The following is a 23,514-nucleotide window of genomic DNA, read 5'->3' on the forward strand; positions in this document are numbered from 1 at the left end:
GATAGTTTATTTACTATCTGAGTTATTTTTTTGATTACTGATGACAGTTAATTTGTTCAACGGCTTCTGCATCGCTCATTAAACACTCGGTTCCCCATTCACTACACCATGTTGTGTATGAATTAAGTCCGCAAGATGTTTGAACAAAAACTTGCATACATCCAAATGCTTTTACTTTGTTTTCCTTTTCCTCTTCTTTGATTTCTGTAACCTTGGAATAAAGATTTGATGCCACTGTGCTTTTAGCATTTACTAATCCAGCAACTCCGAAAGCTGCTAATAAAATAATTTTTTTCATAATGAGTTTTTTTAAATTCATTACTAAAATATAAAATAAAATCAATTTGTCGTGAACTATTTTTTATGTTAAGTCTCTGTTTTTTAGTTATTTTTGTGTCGTTAAATTAAAGGGTTGTATTTTTACTACGGAAATTCGAAATACTATTAAGAAAGACTTTCTATTGAGTATTTCAATGGAATTTAAACAGCATTTATATAAAAAAGGTTCAAAATTACTTTGAACCTTTTTATTGAGGATGTTTTAAATTTATCTTATTGCATCGCTTCCGGATAATCCATTCAATCGTAGCTTATACTTCCAGTTTACATAGACAAAAACCTGGTATAATTTATATTCAAACTTGATCCCGTAATTTTCCTTGGGATCATAATCTATCCCCGATTCTATAATATTTCTGTATCTGCCGGAATTATAATAACTGTTCCATTCGTTGACCAAAAAAGTATTTTTTGTCTTGAGATAAGATTCTGAATACTGGCTGATCGGTTTGGCAACAGCATTTAGAAAATAATCAAATTGGGTATCGATAACGGTAAGGTCCCATTCTCCGTCTTCATTTTTAGAAGGCTTCATTTCATGTTGCTCTTTATCTTTCTTCGGCGTTTCCTGAGAAAAGCAGCTGAAAGGTACCAATGCAATCATTACTAATAAAATAATATTTTTCATGACACAGATATTTATATAAAAAAAGCACTCCAATAAGAGTGCCTAAATTTTTTATGGTTCTTTCTGAAGAACTACAAATGCCGGGAAGTGATCACTGTAGCCTCCTGTGAACTGGTCTCCATTCCAGGATCTGAAAGGATATCCTTTATAATTTCCTTCTTTATTAACGAGATAAGCCGGGGCAAAGATTTCTGTTTTATACACAGAATATTCTTTAGTCACCTGATCTGAAATTACATTTTTAGAAACAATAATCTGGTCAAAAAGGTTAGGAGCGTCCTGATAAGCCAGAGAAGCAACTCCTTTCTTATATAAAGGATACATCAGATTAAGATAAGGTGTTTCCTCGCTCAGGTCTTTTGGATTTGCCTGAGCTTTCAGGTGGTTTTTTAAACTTGGGCTTACAGGGTCATCATTAAAGTCACCCATTGCGAAAAGCTTCGTCGTTGGATCTGCAGCTCTTACACTGTCCATTTGTTGTTTTAATAACGCCGCAGCTGCATTTCTTTTAGGTAGAGAAATGGCTTCACCACCTCTTCTTGAAGGCCAGTGGTTCATGAAAAATGCTACTTTCTCATTATCTAAAAATCCTGTTACCACAAGGATATCTCTTGTATATTCTCTTCTTCCGTTGTCACCGTAAATAACCAGTTCTTTTTTTAATGAATTGGTAGGCGTGAATCTTCTTTTCTGATAGATCAGTGCGACGTCGATTCCTCTGTAATCATAAGAATTGTAGTGTATAATTCCGTAATCATATTTCTTTAGGGCAGGTTCGTTCACAAGATCCTGGATAACCTGTCTGTTTTCAACTTCAATTAAGCCTACTACTGCAGGAGCTGTTTTGGTATACTGAGCTCCCATTTCAGAAATTACCTTGGCTTCGTTAGCCAGTTTTGCCTTATAAATTTTACTTCCGTAATTCTTTGGGCTTTTTGGGGTAAATTCTTCAGAACCGCCTTGTTCTCTGACTACTTTTTTACCAATTAAAGCCCCGTCACTCCACGGCCCGTCATATTTTTCAGCTTCAAGAAATTTAATAGAATCCATAGGAATGCTTCTGTGGAATGCCGGATTCTTAATGTCTTTGGTTCCGTCTATATAATCTGCTGAACGAATAGTATCCCAAAGGTTTTCTACATTTAAGAAACCTACGGTTGCTACTTTTCTCAGTTTTCCTTGTTGTTGGGAGAATGCCACGATCGAAATAAACAGGGCAAACAGACTCGAAAATCTCTTCATCTCTTTGGAGTTTTATTATTCTATTAATTACAAATTTACTTTTTTTTAACTCACTGCGTTTTAAATATTTGTAAATTTAAAAGCAGTAATTCGAATCTCTCTTTTATAATGATTCTTAAAAGATTGCAATGTTAAGAAAAAAATACGTTAAAAAAGTTCTGGATTGCAAAATTTGTTTAAATTTGTGCCCCCAACTTTTAAACTGTTGAAAATTAACAATAAAAGTATTAAAAAAATAAATATACTCATGATTAAAAAATTATCATTGATCTCTTTATTTACCTTGCTGCCTGCGTCATATTATTATGCGCAGACAACAGTGTTTGCGTATCTTAAGGATGCGGAAGGCAAGCCCGTTGAGCAGGCAAGTGTAGATTTAAAAGGAGCAGGGAATGATGCAAAGGCAGACAAAATCGGATATTTCCAATTTACGGATTTGATGCCCGGACATTATCAGATTATGGTTACAAAACCCAATTTTGAAACTAAAATTTTTGAATTTGACGTAACCAGTGATGAGAAAAGAAAAGATCTTGGAGTAATTACCCTTTATTCTGCATTAAATGGTGCAGATCAGGGGTTGGCTATCATAGAAGATTCTGGGGAAAGCGATAGCGGTGGTGCACAGCAGACTGCAACCGTAGGGTTATTACAGTCATCTCAGGATGTTTTCAACAGGATGGCAAGTTTTGATTTAGGTCCCTATTGGTTCCGTCCAAGAGGAATTGACAGCAGAACAGGTGAAAATATGATCAATGGAGTTTCTATGGCGGCTGCAGATAATGGAGATGTAGACTTCAGCACCTGGGGAGGATTGAACGAAATTACCCGTTACCCGGAAATTGCAGCTAATCATGCCCCTTCAGAATATGCTTTCGGAGGAACTACCGGAGTATTTTATAAGAATACAAAAGCCAGCGAATACAGAAAAGGAAGTCAGTTGACATACTCTCTGACCAACAGAAATTACAGGAACAGACTATCTTACAGATTCTCTTCCGGAATGAACAAGAACGGATGGGCATTTACCGGAATGATTGCCAGAAGATGGGCACAGGAAGGGATCCAGGATGGTACTGCTTATGATGCATACAGTGGATATCTTGGTGTTGAGAAGAAATTCAGCGATAGCCATACCATGACTTTAAATGCCATTGGGTCCAAATATGCAAGAAGCTCTTCAAGTCCAAGTACTCAGGAAGTATACGATTTCAGAGGTGTTCATTACAACTCGTATTGGGGATGGCAAAACGGAGATAAAAGAAATGAAAGAGTGAAAAGAGGTTTCCAGCCGATGATTCAATTACAGGATTTCTGGAAAATTAATAAAAACTCTCAGTTATGGACCTCTGTTTCCTATCAGTTTGGGAAAGAATACAGCTCCAGATTAGACTGGTATAGAGCGAATAACCCATCACCAACGTATTACCGTAATTTGCCGAGTTACTGGTTAAATTATAAAGATCCGTCTCCTGAGCAGGCTGCCAATATCGGAATCACAAGAGACTGGTGGACGAATGATGACCAGTCACACACACAGATCAACTGGGATAATCTTTATAATGCCAACCGAAACGTAGAATACAATGCGTTATTAGGGGGAAGAAGAGCAGCTTATTATCTCGTTGATGATGTAAAAGACGATAAAGTATGGAATGTCTCTACTCACTATACTTATAACTTCACCGATACTTCCCGTTTTATTTTAAATTTATCTTATCAGAATTACAGATCTGAGCAGTACAGAGAAGTAAATGACCTTCTGGGTGCTGATTTTGCCCTGAATATGGATCCGTTTGCATCCAACACCACTGCAGGAAGTGTTTGGGGAAAATTCAATACAAGAGAAAGCGATACTGATGTTGCCAAAAGAGAGGGTGATAAAATCGGGTACAGCTATATTTTCAGAAGACAGGAATTCAAAATAAACCCCGCTTTCAAATTCTCCACAGGAAAGTTTGATGTTTTCATCTCTGGATTATTCGGTTACACGACAAACAGCAGAGAAGGATTGTTCCAACACTACCTGTATGAGTCTTCTTATGGTAAAGGTGCAGATCAGAATTTCTGGAATGCAGGCGTTAAAGGTCAGGTTACCTATAAAATCAATGGAAGAAACTTCCTGGTTTATAACGGAGCTTACTTCTCGCAGTCTCCTTTCCTGAATGATATTTACTTTAATACAAGAGTAAGTGGTGTTACCACTCCTGGTATCGAAAATGTTGTTGTTGATGCCAACGACCTGAGCTATGTAATCTCTACTCCGATTGTTAAACTTAGACTGACCGGTTATCTTGTTAACACCCAAAACGAAACAAGTGTACAACGATATTTCGCACAGGGAGTTAAACTGACAAACCTTACTGAAAGTGGTGATCAGGCTCCGGTTCAGGATGGTGCTTTCATTACGCAGGTACTGGCAGGAGCCAATAAGAGAAATATGGGGATTGAACTGGGAGCACAGGTAAAAGTGACACCTACTTTAACGGCAAGTGGTTTATTAAGCTTAGGACAATACACTTATACTAATAATCCTACCGTTTATTTTGCATCTGATGCTGTTGGAACGTTCAGAGAGCTCGACGGGAACGGAAATATCGTATCAAGGTCTTATACCAATATGGGGGAAGCAACGCTTAAAAATTACAGACAGGGCGGAACTCCTCAGGAGGCATATACTTTAGGTCTTCGTTACAGCAGTCCTCAATACTGGTGGGTAGGAGCAACATGGAACTATTTCGGGCATTCATTCCTTGATCCGTCTCCGGTAACCAGAACCGCAAGATTCTATACCAATCCTAACACACCGGGAGTTCCTTATGATCAGGTAACTGATGAGGAACTTGCAAGAGTTCTTACGCCTACAAAGCTTCCTTCGGCATTCTTCTTCAATGTCAATGCAGGGAAATCGTGGATGATCGGTAAGTATTATGTGCTGGTGTCTGCATCTGTCAATAATATCCTTAATAACAGAAATTATATTACAGGAGGATTTGAACAGACCAGAAACGTTAACTATATTGATTATGCAAATGATTACGACAGCGGAAATATGGTATTCGCTCCAAAGTATTGGTATAATCAGGGTAGATCTTATTTTGTTAATCTTCAATTCAGATTCTAAAAAACTAAAATTAAAAATCGAAAACAATGAAAAATATATATTTTAAAGCGGCGATCTTTAGTGCTATTTCAATGCTGTCCTTCTCATCTTGTGTAAAAACTGATGATTATGAGGTGCCTGAAATCAAATGTACCAACAAATTTGCTGCAGCTAATCACCAGTTATCAGAAATTGTAACTATTGCAAAGGCAAAACCAGGTGAAGCCGATATCATTAAGGAAGATTTCATCGTAGAAGCTTATGTCTCTTCAAGTGATGAGTCTTCAAATCTTTACAAAATGATGTTCCTTCAGGATAAACCTGAAAACCCGACACAAGGGATTGAAATTGATATCGATGGGGGAAATCAGTATCTTGATTATCCTATTGGAGCTTTAGTAAGAATCAACCTGAAAGGATTGATCGTTCAGGGAGTTAATGGAAACATTAAAGTAGGTTCTTATGACCCTAACTATCCTATTGGAAGAATCAACCCTAATAAACTATCCAATTACATGGCAAGAGTTTGTGACGGACAAAAGCCTGTAGTAGCTGCAATGAAGCCATTAGAGTTTAACTCTATCTCTGATGCTTTGAAAAACGGTGCTCATATCAATCAGCTTGTAAAAATTAAAAATGTTCAGTTTGAAGAGCCTGAACTGACCAAAAATTTTGCTGACGAATCTGCAACAGGTGATCGTTATATTACGGATAAAAAAGCAGGTAGATTAGATCTTCGTTTCAGCAACTATTCAACGTTTGCGAAATCTCCTATCTCTCCTAAATATGAAAAAAGTGGTGATATCGTTCTTCTTCTGAGCCGTTTTACAAGCTCAAATAACACAACGGTTTTTACAGATCAAGCTTATATAAGAGATCTTAATGATATTAATTTCCCGAATGCCAGATTTACTCCAGGTCAGCCGGAACTTCCATCTGCTAATGCTGTCAATCTTTTCCCGAGCTCTGATTTTGAGAACTGGCCATCTTTCCTGTCAAGTTTAAATAGCTTTGGGCTTATCTCTTATGCCTCTCAGGGTATTGGTTTGGGATATAATGATACAAACTCCCTTCAGATTAAAGGTACACCTGCCAATAATGATTATGTATTTACAGCAAATGCTGCGTCAGGAATACCAGCAGCTCCAAAGAGAATTACAATGTATATTAAAGGGACTGCATCAGGAAAATCACTTTCTTTCAACGTATATAGAGCAACACCATTAGCTCCTAATACCTCTGCTTTCTATACATTCAATTTAGCAACATTTTCTACAGGTGCTACTTTAAGCCCGGAAAGCACGAATTCATATAACGGATCTATCAATACGAACGGACAATGGAGACTGATTGAGCTTACGCTTACAGGTCTTACCGATCTTAATACTACTGCTGGAAAACCAATGTTTGCCCTTAAAACAGGAAAAGACGGTGTGTATGATCTTCAGATTGATAATATCAAAATTGAGTAATACATTAGGATAAAATATATTCTAATACACACTTTATAAAAATCGGGCAGCTTGAAAGCTGCCCGATTTTTATTTATACGAGATTTTACTTGTGTTTATTTAACCGTAATCGTTGGATCCCAGTAAAAGTAACCGTACAGAATCTGTTTGTTACTGTCATTCGGATCTAGAATATAAAGTCCAAACTGTACATAGAAATTCTCTGTTCCTGTAGCTTTTACTTTAGAATCGATACTCGCAAAAGTAATATCAGCGCTGGCGGCAGGAAGACCGTTTTGAGAATTCAGATTAGGTACCGCAGCCTGTCTTCTTTCAACAGAATTGTACATAAAGCTGTTAAAAACCTGATCACCGGACCAGTATTTAATATTATAGATGATGACAGCATCATCAGAGTTTTGATAGATTGATGTTCCTCTGAAAGAAACTATATCTCCGGCTCTTGCACTGAAGTTCAGATCAGCTGTGCCCTGTCCGGAAATAGCGTTGGCATTTGAAACGATCATATGCTGGCTGTTATGATCAATTCCTGTAGGATTATTAGGATCCTTACTTGGATTTGGATAAGTAGATCTTACATAATCTGTGTCAATAACGATCAGGACATCAATTTCCTGACTGGATGATTTTAGTTCTATATCTTCCATGATATTTAGTTTTTGTCTGGTGTTTCTTACTCGTCTGGCTTTTCAGATTCCGCCCCGTTATTTAAGTGAATCCGGCTTCACTTTCCTGGTTGTAATTACAATACAAATGTACATTGCTGAAAATGAAAATAGTAGAGTGGAAATGCTGAAATTTTTGATTAGGTATTTGTACTTAATTAATCTCTTTGTAGTGATTTTTTGTCAGCCCAAAAAAATACCCTGAAAAATTTGACTTTCCAGGGTACCCATTTTATAATGGTTAAATCTAATTTTCGTTTAAAAAGAAACCTCGTTCACTTCTTTTCCTCTCTGAAAATTCATTGTTTTCTGGCTGCCTTTATAGGCAATGTTGACAATGTTGATCTGCTTAGGAAAAGCGCTTAAAAGGATCGTATTTTTAATCTTTAAGGTATTGATATCCGAAACACCTCCGGTTTCAAAATATACCCATACAGTTTCTCCGCTGACCTGACTTCCTGTGAAGGTAATCGTTTTAGGAGAGCCATTGACAAATACATCAAAATTATTGTTCACATATTTTTTTACCTCTGCTTCAAATCCTGCCGTATTAGGGTTGATTTTAATAGCGTCAGAGATATGGCTTGTATTCATTTTTGTGGTAAACTTCAATGTCTTGCTTCCATCAATATAGTCCACTTTGGTCATTGAAGAGAAAAAGTCTACATACATAAAACTCATTAACACAAAAAATGTTAAAATTCCTGATATATATAAAAGTTTTTTCATCTTAATTAATAGATTTACAATCATAGTTGTTCGTTATAAGTCACAAATAATATGCCAATTAAAAATTTACATTCACAGAATACTTGTCATAAAATGCTTTAATATGTGCTACAGCCTCATCAGCAGTATCTACCACACGATAAAGTTCAAGATCATCTTCGGCAATCATTCCTTCTTTTAACAGAGTTGCCTTAAACCAATCCAGTAATCCTCCCCAGAATTCGCTTCCCACTAAAACGATTGGAAATTTTCCAATTTTATTGGTCTGAATCAGAGTCATCGCTTCCGTGAGTTCATCCAGCGTTCCGAATCCTCCAGGCATTACTACGAATCCCTGAGAGTATTTTACAAACATTACTTTTCTCACGAAAAAGTAATCAAAATTCATGGAATAAGATTTATTGATATAAGGATTGAAATGTTGTTCAAAAGGCAGATCAATATTAAGTCCTATAGATTTTCCTTTGGCATTAAAAGCTCCTTTATTCCCCGCTTCCATGATCCCCGGGCCGCCTCCGGTAATAATTCCGAAACCTAGCTTGGTAATCTTTTCAGCAATATCTACAGCCATTTCATAATATTTGTTCTCCGGCTTTAGTCGGGCAGAACCAAATATAGAAACACACGGACCGATTTTAGCCAGTTTTTCATAGCCGTCTACAAATTCAGCCATGACCTTAAAGACCATCCAGCTGTCCTTGGTGATTGTTTCATCCCAGGTTTTCTGTCTGAAACTGTTATGTAGTTTTGTTTCGTTAATATCAAGTTCTGGATTTATTAAGCTTTCATCTCTGGTTTCATCAATTTCCATTGCAAAATTTATTTAAAGTGTTTTTCGGCTTCTATTACGGATGATGGTCTTCCAACGTCAATAAGAATACTGTCATGTACAAAACCATGTATGTGCTCGGTTTGCATCAGATCCAGATATTCTTCCATAACAGAGAATTTGCCTGTTCTTTTTATTTTTTCAAAGATGACAGGATTGATACAATGAATTCCGCTGAAAGCAAGGGCTTTAAAACCTTTATTGAATTCAGCCAGTCTTTGCTCTCCGGTTTGCACATTCAGCCAGCCTCTCAAAACCATATCATCATTGAAAAGGAGTTTTCTCGAACTTTCTCTGTCCGAAACCGCTAAAGTAGCAAAATCTTTTATCTTTTTGTGGTATTCTACCAGAGCATTGATATTCAGGTCAGTTAGAATATCAGCGTTCATGATTAAAAAATCTTCTCCGTGATCAAGAAATTTTCTTGCAAATATCAAGCCGCCACCTGTTTCCAGCAGTTCGCTGGTCTCATCAGAGATTTCAATCCTGCACCCGAAATTATTGTTTTTCTTCAGAAAATCAACAATCTGTTCTCCGAAATGATGAATGTTGATAACAAAATCCTTTATTCCGAAGCTTTTAAGGTAATTAATATTTCTTTCGAGAAGCGAAACTTCATTCACTTTTGCCAATGCTTTCGGATGGTGATCTGTAAAAGGTTTCAATCTGGTACCTTTCCCTGCTGCGAAAATTAGAGCTTTCATAATAGTATAAGTAATGAGTGATGAATAATGAGTAATAGATAATTGTAATAAGAAAATTACTTATTACTCTTTACTGATTACTAATATTCAGTTGCGGTTGTTCATCGTGTTGAAGGGTGACCTCAGTACCTTCAGGATATTTTTCTTTGATAAATTCTGCAATTTTTATAGCACAATATACTGATCTGTGCTGTCCGCCAGTGCATCCGAAATTAATCTGCAGATGCTCAAAGCCTCTTTCCAAATAATTATCAATATTGATGGAAACGAGAGATTTTACCAGTTCTAAAAACTTTGGCATTTCCGTTTTTGTTTCCAGATATTCCTGAACTCCTATGTCATTTCCGGTCTGGATTTTATATTCTTCAACTCTTCCCGGATTTAAAATTCCACGGCAGTCGAAAGCGAACCCTCCGCCATTTCCTGAGTTGTCTTTAGGGATTCCTCCTTTTTTGTATGAAAAACTGTGTATCTCAATGTGTAGCATATTCTTTCTTTTAAATTTTTAAACCATTAAGGCTTATTTAGTTATCTTAAAATTGCTTCGTATTTGCTCAGATATTTCGATCTGTCAGTCTGAGCGGAGCCGAAGACTTACTTATTTATTATTTCTTCAATTTTTTGCTTTGCCTTCTCTGATGTCAGTTGCTGAATTACTTTCTGCAGTTCGGGGTAATTTTTCATTTCTTCCCATGAGTCTGCAAATTGGGTAATATTCTGAATTCCTTGCTCCAGGCTGGCCATGAAATGTTGTTTTCTCTGTATCAGCCCCCTGAATCCGTAGGCTCCCAAAACTTGCAGAAATCGCATCATTTGAACAGGCATCACTGCATTTCTTAACTGAACCTTTGTTTCGGGATTTTCAAACTGCTCAATATAATAATCCAGCATTTCCAGTTTAAAATCTTCCGGGAAATTAGCCTTAGCCTGAAAAAGAAAAGAAATGACATCATACATTAATGGTCCTTTCATTGCCGATTGGTAATCGATGAAAGAGACCTCATTTCTTTCATTCACCATGATATTTCTTGCCTGAAAATCGCGGATCATAATTCCTTTAGGTTCAAGATTTTCAATAAGTACAGCAATTTTTTTGAACTCTTTAAGGAGAGTCGACTTGTTGTATTCAAGCTCCAGAAAATCGGCGACAAAATTTTTAAAGTAATACAAATCATGAATCACAGGAAGCTCATCATAATTTTCATATTCAAAGGTCCTGGAAAAGTCGATTTTACCTTGCGTCTGCATCTGCAGTTGGTAAAGCTTTTCTAAGGTCTGCTTAACCAAAGATTTTACAGTGGGAGACAAGTGTTCTTTTGCAATCACCTCAGAAAGGGTTTGCTGCCCCAAAAATTCCTGGATATACATCTTTCTGTCCTCTGAAACAGCAAGGATGGAAGGAGTATTAAGGCTAAGATCTGAGAATACCCGGGAATAGTAAAGAAAACTTTCATTTTCCGGAATGTTTTCATTGTACGTGATAATGTATTTCTCGGTACCGGCAGCGGCCAGAAAATTGACCCTCGCGGAGCCGCTTTGAGCTAATGTGACGAATTCGGAAGATTTTTTACCTACATGGTTTTCAAAAAATCGTTTTGCGTTTTCAGAAGTCATAATATGGAACAAATATACTAAATTAACGTGAGTTGGAAATTATAGTGTAAAGAAGTGATTAAGAAGGTGGAAGAGCATGAGAATGGTGGTGTAGAATTTTGATTTTATTCAATGTTTTTAAGAAAAATTTTAAGCCTTATAGGTCAAATCTGTTGTTTTTTACTTTTGGTTTTTAACTTTCTTTATTCAAATTCAGGATATTACAGGCTAATTTTTATCTTTGCAGTATGCTGAAAGACTTTAAACCTGTTTTAGGTATTTTATTGCGTTTTATTGTTATCTACCTGGTGTTGCTTTTTGCCTATCAGTTTTATCTGAATAGTGGGAAAGACTCCGGATTGGATTCTTTTTCAAGAATGATTGCCAATCAGGTAACTTCTCTGCAGAACGCGATAGGTTATCCTACAGAACTTTATGACGATGTAAAGAACGAACAGGTTTGGTTTTATGTTAAACAGAATTATGTGACGAGAATGGTGGAAGGGTGCAATGCCGTTTCTGTTATCATTTTATTTGTATCTTTTGTTTTTGCCTTTTATAAGGGAATGAAAACTTTTGTTTTTGTGGGAGCAGGACTAGTGTTATTATACATGATAAACCTTTTGAGAATAGTAGGGTTAAATATCGTGATGTCCGACCATAAGGAATATGGAAAGATGTTTCACGATTTTATTTTTCCTGCTATTATTTATGGAAGTGTAGTTGTCCTTTGGCTGATCTGGATTAAATTTTTTGCCTTAAAACATGAAAATTCTTAGCTGGTTTCTGGTGATCGCTGGCGTATGCGGATTGATAGGAGTAAGAGCTTTGGAAGGAACTCTTTTTTATGACCCTTTTTTAGACTACTTTCACGAAGCCAATAAACATATTGAATTCCCTGCCTTCGAATGGGGAAGACTGATTGCTGGTCATGTTTTCAGATTTATTTTAAATCTTTTTTTTTCCTGTCTGATTATTTACGGTTTATTCAGAAATAAAGACTGGACAATACAGGGAGCAGTGATGATGATTGTCGTCTTTGTCATTACATTACCGATTTATCTGTATTGCATTCATAGTAAATTTGAAATAGGATATCTTTTTTCCTTTTATATGAGGAGATTCGTGATTCAGCCATTAATTATACTGCTGATTGTTCCGATGTTTTATTACAGAAAGCAGATGATCATTAAAGAAAGCAGGAAAAGCTAATCTGAATTTTATTCTTCCTCAATAATTGTGTGTTTATCTACACTCGTTACATTTTCCGGAGTCCATTCTACACGTTTGACGAAATCTTTTTCGCGGACAGTACAGTTCTTGATCTGGCATACCGGGCATGAAATCGGTTTACAGTCGTCCATATGAAAATTGAATTCAATCGTACGCTTAATGTTTTTGGCAAGGAGAATAATGACTTTTTCCATTTCATCATGAGCATCACGAAGGTCATAATACCACGGCAGGGTAATATGAGCATCAATATGCAGGGAAGACCCGAATTGCTGTATTTTCATATTGTGTATATCAATCCATTCAACATGTCTGTTTTCTTCAAGGATTTTAATGATCTGATTGAGAATTTCAGGATCCTGCTCATCCATAATGCCACTCAGAGATTTTCGAACGATTTTATAGCCTACAAATATGATGTAAAGTCCAAAACTTAATGCTACTACAGAATCCAGCCAATAGATTTTGGTGAAGTAAACAATAATTAAACTGGCAACTACTCCGAGAGTTGTAATGGTATCGGACTGAAGATGCTTTCCGGATGAAATAAGAACCAGAGAATTTTCTCTTTCTCCTTTTTTAATAGAGATATATCCCAGCAGATAATTAATAACTGCTGTGGCAGCAATAATCCAGATCCCAAGATCAATTTTGCTTAGCGTTTTCCCTACAATAAGACTGTGAACACCTTCATAGATGATCATAACACCGGCTATGGCAATCAAAGCTCCTTCAATACCGGAAGTTACGAATTCTACTTTTCCATGGCCATACGGATGGTCATCATCTTTAGGTTTGGCTGCAAGATGGAGAGAATAGAGCCCCATGAATGCACTGATGACATTGACGATACTTTCCATAGCATCAGAAAACACAGCATCAGAATTGGTTAGCTTCCATGCAATAATTTTTCCGACAAAAAGGATGATTCCGAACGTAGCGATGAGCTTCTGAAATCCTATTTTCTCTTTATGGGCATTTTTCTGGGTGTTCATAATTGTGTTTGATAAAAAAAAGAATCTCAATTCTGAGACTCTTTTTTATTTTGTTAGTTTATACTAAGTTGTTTGCTACAAGGTATTCTGCGATTTGTACAGCGTTGGTTGCTGCTCCTTTCCTCAGATTGTCTGCAACGATCCAGAGGTTGAGCGTTTTAGGCTGAGACAGATCCCTTCTGATTCTTCCAACGAAAACTTCGTCTTTTCCTTCTGAATATAACGGCATCGGGTAGTGGTTGTTTTTCACATCATCCATTACAATGACACCAGGAGTTTCAGATAAGATTTTTCTTACTTCATCCAGTTCGAATTCATTTTCGAATTCAATGTTTACACTTTCAGAATGTCCTCCCTGAACCGGAACTCTTACCGCAGTTGCTGTTAAATTAAAGGTATCGTCTCCTAAAATCTTCTTAGGCTCCTTCATCAGTTTGATCTCTTCTTTTGTGTAATCATCATCAGCAAATACATCACAGTGTGGTAATGCATTTTTGAAGATCTGATAAGGATATACTTTTTCAGTAGATTCATCTCCGCTGATTTCACCGTTTAACTGGTCTACAGCAGCTTTACCTGTTCCTGTTACAGACTGGTAAGTAGAAACGATTACTCTTTTTAAATCATATTTTTTGTTCAATGGCCCAAGGACCATTACCAACTGAATGGTAGAACAATTCGGATTTGCAATGATTTTATCTTCTTTTGTTAAAACATCAGCATTGATTTCAGGAACGACTAATTTTTTGTCAGGATCCATTCTCCAGGCAGAAGAATTATCAATTACTGTTGTTCCTGCTTCTGCAAACAGAGGAGCGAATTCAAGCGAAGTAGATCCACCTGCAGAGAAGATTGCAATATCCGGTTTGGCAGCTATAGCGTCCTTCATGCTTACGATGGTAAATTCCTTCTGTTTATACTTCACCTTCTTGCCTACAGATCTTTCGGATGCTACCGGGATTAATTCTGTTACAGGGAAGTTTCTCTCCTCCAAAACTTTAAGCATAACTTGTCCAACCATTCCTGTTGAACCTACTACAGCTACTTTCATTGATTTAATTAAAAATTTAAGATTAAACTATTTATAAATTATAACGCATATAATTTTTTTGTCTTTTTTAAGCCCCGAAAACTCTTGTCCAAGGGAATGCAAATGCAAATAAACCTACTGCAATCAGTCCCATAATTACTACTCCTAAAGAAATAGTATCATTGGATTTTACTTTTTTGTTGACAATCGTCATCAAAACTGCCGCAATAAGCATAGAGAATGGATGTTCAATATACTGGAATCTCAATGCCGAATTTTTCATTACTTCTCCCATATTTAATCCTTTGCTGAACGTGGTGATCAACATAATGATTCCCAATAAAAACTGAACGTGGAAGAAAATCATTGTGAAAAGCGTTGTTTTCTTCAAAAATTTGTTCACTTTTCCACTGAAACCGAACATGGTAGCCAAAAGTGCAATGACAAATAATGTTACCAAAAGAATTTCAAGATACCCGAATCCTTTGTGGGCATTAAGTAAAATGTTGTAAAAATCCATAATCCTATTTTTTTGTACACAAAGATAACAAAAATCCCGGCTCAAAGCCGGGATTGATATTGAGAAAATCTAATATTGTGATATTATTAGAAGTTGAATGATAATGTTGCTGCCCAGGTAGTTCCGAAACCGAAATAAGCACGGTTACCAGTTGCTAGACCTTTGTACATCATACCAAGTTGTTCGTAAGTCTGATTTTGTGAATTAAGTGTTTTTCCATCAGCCAGATATTTTGGTTTATCATCAGCAAATACACTTGTAGCAGAATCAGAAATATATACAGTATCAAATAGGTTGTAAACGTTAGCTCCGATTGTGAAGTACTGAGCTTCGTTTTGTAATCTGATTTTGTAAGAGAAACCTACATCGAATAAGTTGAAGTCAGGTAATTTCAATACTCCTCTATCCTGTGCAGAAACGTTAGTAAATGTTCCTGCATCAATAGTAGAATAAAGTTTACCTACATATCTCCATGTTCCGAAGATATTAAGATCTTTTACCGGTTTTACAGTAAGTCCTAATGATGCAGTCATCTGAGGGATACTGTTATTGCTTGAACCTCCTACTTTTACTTTATCTAGGTATAGCTCGTTACCTGCTGAACCAGCTAAAGTAACAGGATTGTTGTTATCATCGAAAGAAGCTACACTAGCATTTCCTTTATAATAGTAATCTCCCCAAGAGAACATCCCCTGAACTTCCAAGAAACGGTTAGGTCTGTATACTCCATCAAATTCTACTCCTTGGTGAACTTCAGTAATTCCATTGATTTCAGAGTAACCTGTAGTAGTCGAACCGTCTGCTAAAGTGAAGGTCTGACCTGTTTTTCTCAACCATCTGTCTTTCCACTGTGTTCTGTATACGTTAACATTTGCAGTGAATTTTGCAGATCTGAATCCATATCCAACTTCAGCAGAAGAAATTTTCTCGTTAGTCAGATAAGGATTAATAAGTTGTTGGTTACTTGGATAAACTGTGTTAAGGAAAGGTTGCTTGCTGTAATATCCTAGGTTAGCAAAAACGTTATGTTGTTCATTAATGTTATAGTTAGCTCCCCCTTTAATGTTATATCCGAAAAGGTTTTTAAATCCTGTTTTCGTGTTTACAGTCTGACCTTTCACTGTACTTCCATCTACTACAAAGTTATCAATTCTCTGGTAACCTTGATTAGATACGGAACCTTGTAAGAATGCAGATAGATTGTCTTTAGTATATTCTACCTGTGCAAATCCACTATACCAAAGAACTTCTCCGTCATTGCTATATCCAATCTGGTCTTCAGATGGAGCTAGTTTACCTCCAAAAGGATTCCAGCTAAGTTTTTTATAATCATAAGTATTGCTTACGATTCTTGGAGCAAAATTTTGGTTTGCCTTGTCTTTATATCCTGCTGCTCCATAAAGATCACTAATAACCTGATAATGGTAACCATAATAATATCTGTCATCTGTTCCTATCGAGAAATTCCAGTTGTCATTGATTTTATGTTGAAAGTTTGCTAAGATACCATACCAGTTGTGAGAGTTGATACTTGATCTACGAATTAAAGTACTTCCAGCACCCGCAGTATTTAAGTTAACAGCTGCGTTAGCTGCGAAAATAGCATCGTAGTTAAAGTGACCAGCCGTATCGTAGAAATCAGTCATTCCTTTTCCTCCTACTTTACCTAAATCACCTGTTCCACCACCTCTACCGTTAGACATGTATAAAACAGTACTTAATTTAGACTTTTCACTCATTGTCCAGTCCCAGTTTAACATCATTACTGGTTTAGAGTAATAGTTAGATCTGTTTGCTAAAGCAACTTTATTTCCTGAAGCATCAGTGTAGTAACCGAAGTCAGAGTTATATCTTCTGTAAGGACTTTTTCCATCATATTCAGGATTATAGTTGATATAATTTTGAATTGTTGGAGCAAAAGTTCGTTGATCGTGCCACTGAGGAGCAGATGTTATGGTAAACTGTAAGTTATGCTTTTTGTTGATTTCATAACCTAATGCAAAGAAATATGCATAAGATTCATAATCTGTATTTTCAATATAAGTACCTCCGGCTTGTCTGCTCATTAAGAATGATGCTGAAACACCATCTTTAGATTTTCCTGTATTGTAAGAAAATGAAGTTTTTAAATAGTCGTTGTTACCAACACCTAATCTGATTACCCCTCCTTTTTTCATATCAGCAGAACGGGTAAGGAAGTTTACTGTTCCCCCTACAGAAGCAATAGCTAATTTAGAAGACCCTAAACCTCTCTGAACCTGTAATGTACTTGTTACATCAGATAATCCGGTCCAGTTTGAGAAATAAACAGTACCCCCCTCCATATCGTTAACTGGCATACCGTTTACCATTACAGCGATGTTTCTTGATTCGAAACCTCTGATTGTAAGACCTCCATCACCAAAACCACCTCCGGATTTTGTAGCGTAAACAGATGGAGTAGTGTTCAAAATCTCAGGTAATTCTTGGTTACCTAATCTTTCTGCAAGTTGTGCCGCTTTAATTGTAGATGCAGCAACAGGTGTTTTTCTATCTTTAGCGATATCCGTAACACCTCTTAAGATTACCTCGTCAATATCTTTGGACTTTTGTACTGTGTCCTGAACTTGTTGAGCGTAATAAACACTAGCTGTAGATAAAGTAATTACTGCAGTTAGTATCGATTTGTTGATTAATTTCATAATCGTTAGTAATAATTAGATTTAATTTTCTGCAAAATTCGCAAAATTAAATTTAACTATTATTAACTCAATGTTAATTTTTACTCAGTCTTAATAATGTTAAAGTGTTAAAAATCAGTATTGTGGCTAAAAATTGAATTTTTGTATGAAAAAAGTCATGTTATTGAATTTTTAACAAACCGGGGGTGTTTTTGTTAAAAATTCAACGCTATTTCACTGCTTTGAGACTCAAATCTATATTCTCAGCAGAGTGGGTTAGGGCTCCTACAGAGATATAGGTAACACCTGTGGATGCAATTTCTTTCAGCATATCGCGGGTAATTCCTCCTGATGCTTCAGATTCACAAGAACCGTTGATCATTTTTACAGCCTCCTTCATCGTTTTTACATCCATATTATCTAACATGATTCTGTCAACTTTAGCATTGATAGCTTCCTGTACCTCTTCAAGATTTCTTGTTTCAACCTCTATTTTTAACTTTTTCTTATTCTTTTTAACGTAATCCTTTGCCATTGCTACTGCATTGGTAATGCTTCCGTTGTAATCAATATGATTGTCCTTCAGCATGATCATGTCATAAAGACCATACCTGTGATTGGTTCCTCCGCCAATAGCCACTGCCCATTTTTCACACATTCTGAAATTGGGAGTCGTTTTTCTTGTATCTAAAAGTTTAGTTTTGGTCCCTACCAATCGAGAATCCCATTCATGGGTAAGGGTAGCGATACCGCTCATTCTCTGCATGCAGTTGAGCACAAATCTTTCAGTAGAAAGGATAGATCTTGCACTTCCCGTAACTATAAGCGCTACATCTCCGAATTTACATGGAGTTCCATCTTTAATGAAAACCTCTACTTTTAAATTCTTATCAAATGTTTTAAAGATGATTTCTGCCAGCTCAACGCCTGCAAGAATACAGTCCTGTTTTACCAAAAGTTTAGCACTTTGTACAAGATCCTGTGGAATAGTAGATAGGGTAGAGTGATCCCCATCCTGAATATCTTCTTCAAGAGCGTTTTTTATAAATGTCTTTAATGCTTTATCTGTTACGTATGCTGGTCTTTTCATTGTGTGATTTCTGTTAGGCTAAGTCTTTATTATAAAATGCTCCTTTATTCTCCGTCATTTCCATGGATTGGGTAATGATGAGATGGGCAACGGTTGTAAGGTTTCGTAATTCCGATAATTGTGGAGAAAGAATAGAGTAGTGGTATATTTCATCAACTGCGGCGGCAATTTCCTGATGCTTTTGCAGTGCCATATTCAGACGTCTGTTGCTTCTGACGATTCCGACCAGATCACTCATCATTTCCTGAAGCTGCTTTCTGAGATAGCTTACGATGACCATTTCGTCCATGATTTTCATTCCTTCTTCATTCCATTCCGGAACGGCTTTCAGGTCTTCAAAGTTGAAACTGTTTTCATTCAGAAGCTCTACTGTTTTCATCGCGGCATTATGCCCGAAAACCAAACCTTCAAGAAGAGAGTTTGAAGCAAGCCTGTTGGCACCGTGTAGTCCTGAGTTGGTACATTCACCCACAGCAAAAAGATTTCTGATGGAGGATTGTCCGTCTCTGTCTACTTCGATACCTCCCATTAAATAGTGGCAGGCAGGTACAACAGGAATCAGCTGAGTGAAAGGATCAATTCCTTCATCTTTACATTTTTTATAAATATTCGGGAAATGTTCCAGGAATTTTTCATGGTTCATTTCCTTGCAATCCAAGCCGACAAATTCGTCTCCGGTAATTTTCATTTCGGCGTCAATGGCTCTTGCAACGATATCTCTTGAGGCTAATTCTTCACGTTCATCATATTTATGCATGAATTTTTCGCCCCTTTTGGTTCTTAATTTTGCTCCGTCTCCACGAACGGCTTCTGAAATCAAAAACAACATTCCATCCATTTTGCTGTACAGAGCTGTCGGGTGAAACTGGTAATACTGCATATTGGAAACCTTTCCTTTGGCACGGGCAACAAAAGCAATTCCGTCCCCTGTTGCAATCGTAGGATTGGTGGTGTTTTTGTAAACATGTCCTGCGCCTCCTGTGGCAGCAAGCGTTATTTTAGAAGTAATTTTTTTGATGGTTTTGGATTTCTCATCCAGAATGTAAGCACCGTAGCAGTGGATGTCTCCTTCATTAAGTTCCTTTCCGGGAACATGGTGCTGTGTAATGATATCAATAACGTAATGATGATCCAGGATTTCGATATTCGGGCTGTTATTGGCCGTTTCCAATAAAGCTCTTTCGATTTCAAAACCTGTAATATCTTTATGATGTACGATCCTGTTTTCAGTATGGCCTCCTTCTCTCCCTAAAGCAAATTTACCGTTCTTCATGTCGAACTGTGCTCCCCATTCTACAATTTCATTGAATCTCGCAGGAGCTTCTCTTACTACCATTTCTACGACGTCACGTTTGTTTTCTCCGTCGCCGGCACGCATGGTATCGTCTATGTGTTTTTGGAAATTGTCATTCTGAAAATCTGTAACGACGGCGAGACCGCCTTGTGCATACTTGGTATTGCTTTCGTCTTCATCAGACTTGGTTACAATAATGATTTTGGCATCAGGGTGCTGTTCGGAAACTTTAATGGCATAGGAAAGTCCGGAAATGCCGGAACCGATTACTAATACATCCGCTTTTATCATATGCTGGCTTTAGGTACAATCGTTTAAAATATTAAATAAATTTAAACAATTTTTCGTTTGGTTTTCTTACTTTTTTCATGTGCTGGAAGTGATCTTCTTCGGAGCGGTAACCTAAAGCGAGGGTAACGGTTACTTTTTCTGTTTCAGGATTGACCTTCAGAATATCTTCTATAAGATCCTGGCGGAAACCTTCCATAGGACAGGAGTCAATATTTTCAATAGCTGCGGCATACATAAGATTGGCCAATACTATATAAGACTGTTTTTCTGCCCAGTTGAAAATTTCATCATGTGTTTTCTGGTTAATATGCTGATTAATGCTGTTTCTGAAAGGATCAAGTTTTTCCATTGGAGTATCCCTTACTTCAGAAATATGATTAAAATAGCCCCGGATATAGTTCTCTTCTATGATCTTTTTTGAGATAATAACAATAAGATGAGAACAGGTGGAAATCTGAGATGGATTATAAAAAGCGGGAATTAATTTCTGTTTCATCTCCTCGCTTTCAACAATCACAATTTTATAAGGCTGAAGTCCCAGCGAACTGGCAGACAGCTTCCCTGACTCAAGAATGTTGTGAAGGGTTTCCTGAGGAATAATCTGATGATTGAATTTTTTCACAGAATATCTTCTGCTTAAAGCTTCCAAATAATTCATAGGACAAATTTAAGCATTGAATATGAATAAAGAGTCTTTAAAATGAAATATCTCCTTCTTGTTAATACAAAAAATCACCCCGGCCGGCGGGGTGATTCTTTTGATGTGTCGGAAAGTGTAATTATTCTCTGTTTTTTACAACAATCCAGCCTGAGAATTTTATCGGAGTACTGTTTTTATTATTTTCATTCCATGAAACAGAATACCAATAGTTTCCTGTAGGAACTTTTTTACTTCCATTGGTAGTTCCTGCCCATTTGTAACCGTTAGTTTTATCGGCCTGGAACATTTTGTAACCATACCTGTCGAAGATGGCTATTTCCAGGTTTTGTTTATTGGCCAAAGCTGAATAATCTATAAAATCATTCTTACCGTCATCGTTAGGTGTAATGATATTGATAAGGTTAGGTACTGTAATATTGACTTCAACAGGAACGCAATTATAACCGTCCCTTACATATACTTTAGCTTCTCCTCTGGCAATATTGGTAAACACATTGGAATCCTGCCAGTTGATATTGTCCATAGAATACTGATAAGGAGGAGTTCCGCCATTGGCATATACTGTTACCGTGCTTCCCGAAATGTCAACCGTTGTAATAACCGGATTATCGGAAGGGTATACTGTTACTTTCTGTGTTACAACACAATCTCCGGTTTTAAGTTTTACCCAGTAAGTTCCTACCCCTACATTTTTGATAGATTGAGTAGTAGCTCCTGTGCTCCATTCGTAGCTTTTGAAACCTGCTCCTGCATCTAAAGTAGTTGTATTTTCTATACAAATTGTCTTGTCTAGCAAAGTTCTTGAATAAACAGGAGGGATGACAGTTAATGTAACTTTAGCAATAGAATAACATCCATTTGAACTAAATACTTTAATATAAACTACACCGTTAGGAGCAATGTATGCTGCCGGAGTAGATATTGCATTGGTTCCACTGATAGCATCTGTCAGCGATGGATAGTATTCTTTTGTAAGTCCGCCCTGAGAAACGACAGCTCCTGTAAGATTAAAGGATGCCATAGACGGGTTGGTCTCAATAAAGCAGGATTTTATTTCCACATCATTCACAACCACAACAGGATAAATATTCAATGTAATTTTAGAAGTACTCACACATCCCTGAGGAGTCGTTACTTTTACATATATTGTTGCTGCTGCAGAAGCATAGGCAGAAGGATTTGTTATCTGGTTCGTACCGTTATTCAGGTCGTATAAAGTAGGATAGAATTCTTTGGTAACTCCGGCAACAGTTGTTACAGCAGCTGTGTTGAGATCAAATGTTGCTGTCCCTGCATTGTTGTTATTACATCCGGTCAGACTGGCATCTGTTGCTGCAAATGGTGTAGGATTAAGCTGGATAACACCGTCGCCATTATCGCAGAGAGTGGAAGTAGGGTCCTTGACTACCACTTTGATCGTCGTATTTCCTGAATATTGAAAACTTGATGGATTGGCGATAGGCGTTGAGCTTCCCAATACATAATATGTGAAAATATAATTTCCGGGATTATTTACAAATTGGGAATTATAAGAAGTAAGGTCTACTGTACCATTTCCTGTAGCGGGATTTGTACAAACGAATGGAGTTATGGTATTGCTTAGGATAGGAACTTTATCTACAAATACCTTAACATTCTTAATAGAATGTCTTGCACTGGCCCCTCCGGTTGCTGCAGAGAAACCAAAATATCCCTGCGACATTCCTACGGCACCTCCGGAAGGAGCAAAAGACTGATCTACAATAAGAACACCGTTTATTCTCACTTTGATAATCCAGTTTGTAGGGTTGGTAAGATCTGTTTCTCCATTTACCTCAACATGTCTGTAAGCGTCTCCTACAAACGGATTGGTGGCAATAAGATCCGGAGAGTGAAAAGTACTTCCCGGAGTCGTGTTGAACTCAATATTGTTACCGGCTGTATTATTGGTGCCATAAAGAATGTGAACTTTACTCATCTGGCCTTCAGTGGTATTGTTGAAGATATCAAAACCAACCATGAGCCCGGAAGCATTGGCCGGAATTCCCAGACCTCCTCCTGATACAAAACCTGTTGGTGGATTAGCAAGATACCAGAAGGTAAAACCGTCTCCTTTTCCAAACTGAGTGGTTCCGTTTCCGTCAATTCTGAAATCGAATTCCACTTTCCACTTATCACAATAGCTCAGAGTGATAGGAGTGGATAATTTTACAGCCCCATATCTGCTGGTCTGATCGGTTGTCAGTCTTACAAAGTCTCCGCTTACTACAGCATCAGAGACAAGATCCCAGCCCGTTGTATTTACAGGGTTTCCGGTAAGTTGATAGGTTTGCGAAAGAAATCTTCCCGGCAGGCATAATAAGATAGTCAGTAAAAAAATGAGTATATCTTTTTTCATAGTGGATGGATTATGATGTTATTGTTTTTTGATATAAAATTGTTTTGGTGTTTACATTA

At 37.0% G+C, this 23,514-nt stretch carries 21 protein-coding genes; 4 read left to right on the plus strand and 17 right to left on the minus strand.

Features of this window, described 5'->3' with window-relative positions; genetic code table 11:
• Positions 1-34 precede the first annotated feature (34 nt).
• From DEU40_RS02560 to DEU40_RS02570, 3 genes are all read right to left on the minus strand, one after another.
• Entirely contained in the window at positions 35-298 is a 264-nt protein-coding gene (locus DEU40_RS02560; RefSeq protein WP_137904416.1) for a hypothetical protein, read from the minus strand.
• 249 nt (positions 299-547) lie between these two features.
• Complete coding sequence (locus DEU40_RS02565) at positions 548-967, minus strand: DUF6146 family protein (protein WP_110008395.1); 420 nt, start codon at positions 965-967, stop codon at positions 548-550.
• A gap of 51 nt (positions 968-1,018) precedes the next feature.
• Complete coding sequence (locus tag DEU40_RS02570) at positions 1,019-2,209, minus strand: endonuclease (RefSeq protein ID WP_110008396.1); 1,191 nt, start codon at positions 2,207-2,209, stop codon at positions 1,019-1,021.
• Positions 2,210-2,456: 247 nt separating this feature from the next.
• On the opposite strand from DEU40_RS02570, the gene DEU40_RS02575 reads away from it, so the two are divergent.
• Positions 2,457-5,333, plus strand: a complete 2,877-nt coding sequence (locus DEU40_RS02575; protein ID WP_110008611.1) for a carboxypeptidase-like regulatory domain-containing protein — start codon at positions 2,457-2,459, stop codon at positions 5,331-5,333.
• A 26-nt stretch (positions 5,334-5,359) separates the two neighbouring features.
• Positions 5,360-6,784 (plus strand): DUF5689 domain-containing protein, encoded by a 1,425-nt coding sequence (locus DEU40_RS02580; protein ID WP_110008397.1) that lies wholly within the window; start codon positions 5,360-5,362, stop codon positions 6,782-6,784.
• Positions 6,785-6,879: 95 nt separating this feature from the next.
• Here the strand turns inward: DEU40_RS02580 and DEU40_RS02585 are convergent, their stop codons facing one another.
• The 6 genes from DEU40_RS02585 to DEU40_RS02610 form a co-directional block, all read right to left on the minus strand.
• Positions 6,880-7,431 carry an inclusion body family protein gene (locus DEU40_RS02585; RefSeq protein WP_110008398.1) on the minus strand — a complete coding sequence of 184 codons (552 nt, stop codon included), beginning with the start codon at positions 7,429-7,431 and terminating at the stop codon, positions 6,880-6,882.
• 276 nt (positions 7,432-7,707) lie between these two features.
• Positions 7,708-8,178, minus strand: a complete 471-nt coding sequence (locus tag DEU40_RS02590; protein WP_227941116.1) for a DUF6702 family protein — start codon at positions 8,176-8,178, stop codon at positions 7,708-7,710.
• 58 nt (positions 8,179-8,236) lie between these two features.
• Positions 8,237-8,989, minus strand: coding sequence for a TIGR00730 family Rossman fold protein (locus DEU40_RS02595; RefSeq protein WP_110008400.1), 753 nt, complete (start codon positions 8,987-8,989; stop codon positions 8,237-8,239).
• Between the two features lie 8 nt (positions 8,990-8,997).
• Positions 8,998-9,711: an NDP-sugar synthase gene (locus DEU40_RS02600; protein WP_110008401.1), complete on the minus strand. Its 714-nt coding sequence runs from the start codon at positions 9,709-9,711 to the stop codon at positions 8,998-9,000.
• Positions 9,712-9,781: 70 nt separating this feature from the next.
• Entirely contained in the window at positions 9,782-10,198 is a 417-nt protein-coding gene (locus DEU40_RS02605) for an RNase adapter RapZ (protein WP_110008402.1), read from the minus strand.
• 107 nt (positions 10,199-10,305) lie between these two features.
• The gene (locus tag DEU40_RS02610; RefSeq protein WP_110008403.1) at positions 10,306-11,325 is read right to left on the minus strand and encodes an aminoglycoside phosphotransferase family protein; all 1,020 of its coding nucleotides are present in this window, start codon (positions 11,323-11,325) and stop codon (positions 10,306-10,308) included.
• Positions 11,326-11,552: 227 nt separating this feature from the next.
• Between DEU40_RS02610 and xrtF the strand changes: the two genes are divergently transcribed.
• Together xrtF and DEU40_RS02620 are read left to right on the plus strand one after the other, a co-directional pair.
• Positions 11,553-12,083 (plus strand): exosortase family protein XrtF, encoded by a 531-nt coding sequence (xrtF, locus tag DEU40_RS02615; RefSeq protein WP_110008404.1) that lies wholly within the window; start codon positions 11,553-11,555, stop codon positions 12,081-12,083.
• Positions 12,070-12,516 carry an exosortase F system-associated membrane protein gene (locus tag DEU40_RS02620; protein WP_110008405.1) on the plus strand — a complete coding sequence of 149 codons (447 nt, stop codon included), beginning with the start codon at positions 12,070-12,072 and terminating at the stop codon, positions 12,514-12,516. Before xrtF ends, DEU40_RS02620 begins: the two co-directional genes overlap by 14 nt.
• Before the next feature lie 8 nt (positions 12,517-12,524).
• On the opposite strand, the gene DEU40_RS02625 is transcribed toward DEU40_RS02620, so the two are convergent.
• From DEU40_RS02625 to DEU40_RS02660, 8 genes are all read right to left on the minus strand, one after another.
• Complete coding sequence (locus DEU40_RS02625; RefSeq protein ID WP_110008406.1) at positions 12,525-13,532, minus strand: cation diffusion facilitator family transporter; 1,008 nt, start codon at positions 13,530-13,532, stop codon at positions 12,525-12,527.
• Positions 13,533-13,590: 58 nt separating this feature from the next.
• Positions 13,591-14,583: an aspartate-semialdehyde dehydrogenase gene (locus tag DEU40_RS02630; protein ID WP_110008407.1), complete on the minus strand. Its 993-nt coding sequence runs from the start codon at positions 14,581-14,583 to the stop codon at positions 13,591-13,593.
• A gap of 67 nt (positions 14,584-14,650) precedes the next feature.
• A complete protein-coding gene (locus DEU40_RS02635; protein ID WP_110008408.1) occupies positions 14,651-15,082 on the minus strand; it encodes a hypothetical protein in 432 nt (143 codons plus the stop codon).
• Between the two features lie 86 nt (positions 15,083-15,168).
• Positions 15,169-17,763 (minus strand): TonB-dependent receptor, encoded by a 2,595-nt coding sequence (locus tag DEU40_RS02640; RefSeq protein ID WP_110008409.1) that lies wholly within the window; start codon positions 17,761-17,763, stop codon positions 15,169-15,171.
• A 208-nt stretch (positions 17,764-17,971) separates the two neighbouring features.
• Positions 17,972-18,832 carry a carboxylating nicotinate-nucleotide diphosphorylase gene (gene nadC / locus DEU40_RS02645; protein WP_110008410.1) on the minus strand — a complete coding sequence of 287 codons (861 nt, stop codon included), beginning with the start codon at positions 18,830-18,832 and terminating at the stop codon, positions 17,972-17,974.
• Positions 18,833-18,845: 13 nt separating this feature from the next.
• Positions 18,846-20,417, minus strand: coding sequence for an L-aspartate oxidase (gene nadB, locus DEU40_RS02650; protein ID WP_110008411.1), 1,572 nt, complete (start codon positions 20,415-20,417; stop codon positions 18,846-18,848).
• 31 nt (positions 20,418-20,448) lie between these two features.
• Positions 20,449-21,075, minus strand: coding sequence for an NAD(P)H-dependent oxidoreductase (locus DEU40_RS02655; RefSeq protein ID WP_110008412.1), 627 nt, complete (start codon positions 21,073-21,075; stop codon positions 20,449-20,451).
• Positions 21,076-21,196: 121 nt separating this feature from the next.
• Complete coding sequence (locus DEU40_RS02660) at positions 21,197-23,455, minus strand: gliding motility-associated C-terminal domain-containing protein (RefSeq protein ID WP_110008413.1); 2,259 nt, start codon at positions 23,453-23,455, stop codon at positions 21,197-21,199.
• Positions 23,456-23,514: the final 59 nt, after the last annotated feature.

Source organism: Chryseobacterium sp. AG844 (genome assembly GCF_003182335.1).
Classification (GTDB): domain Bacteria; phylum Bacteroidota; class Bacteroidia; order Flavobacteriales; family Weeksellaceae; genus Chryseobacterium; species Chryseobacterium cupriresistens.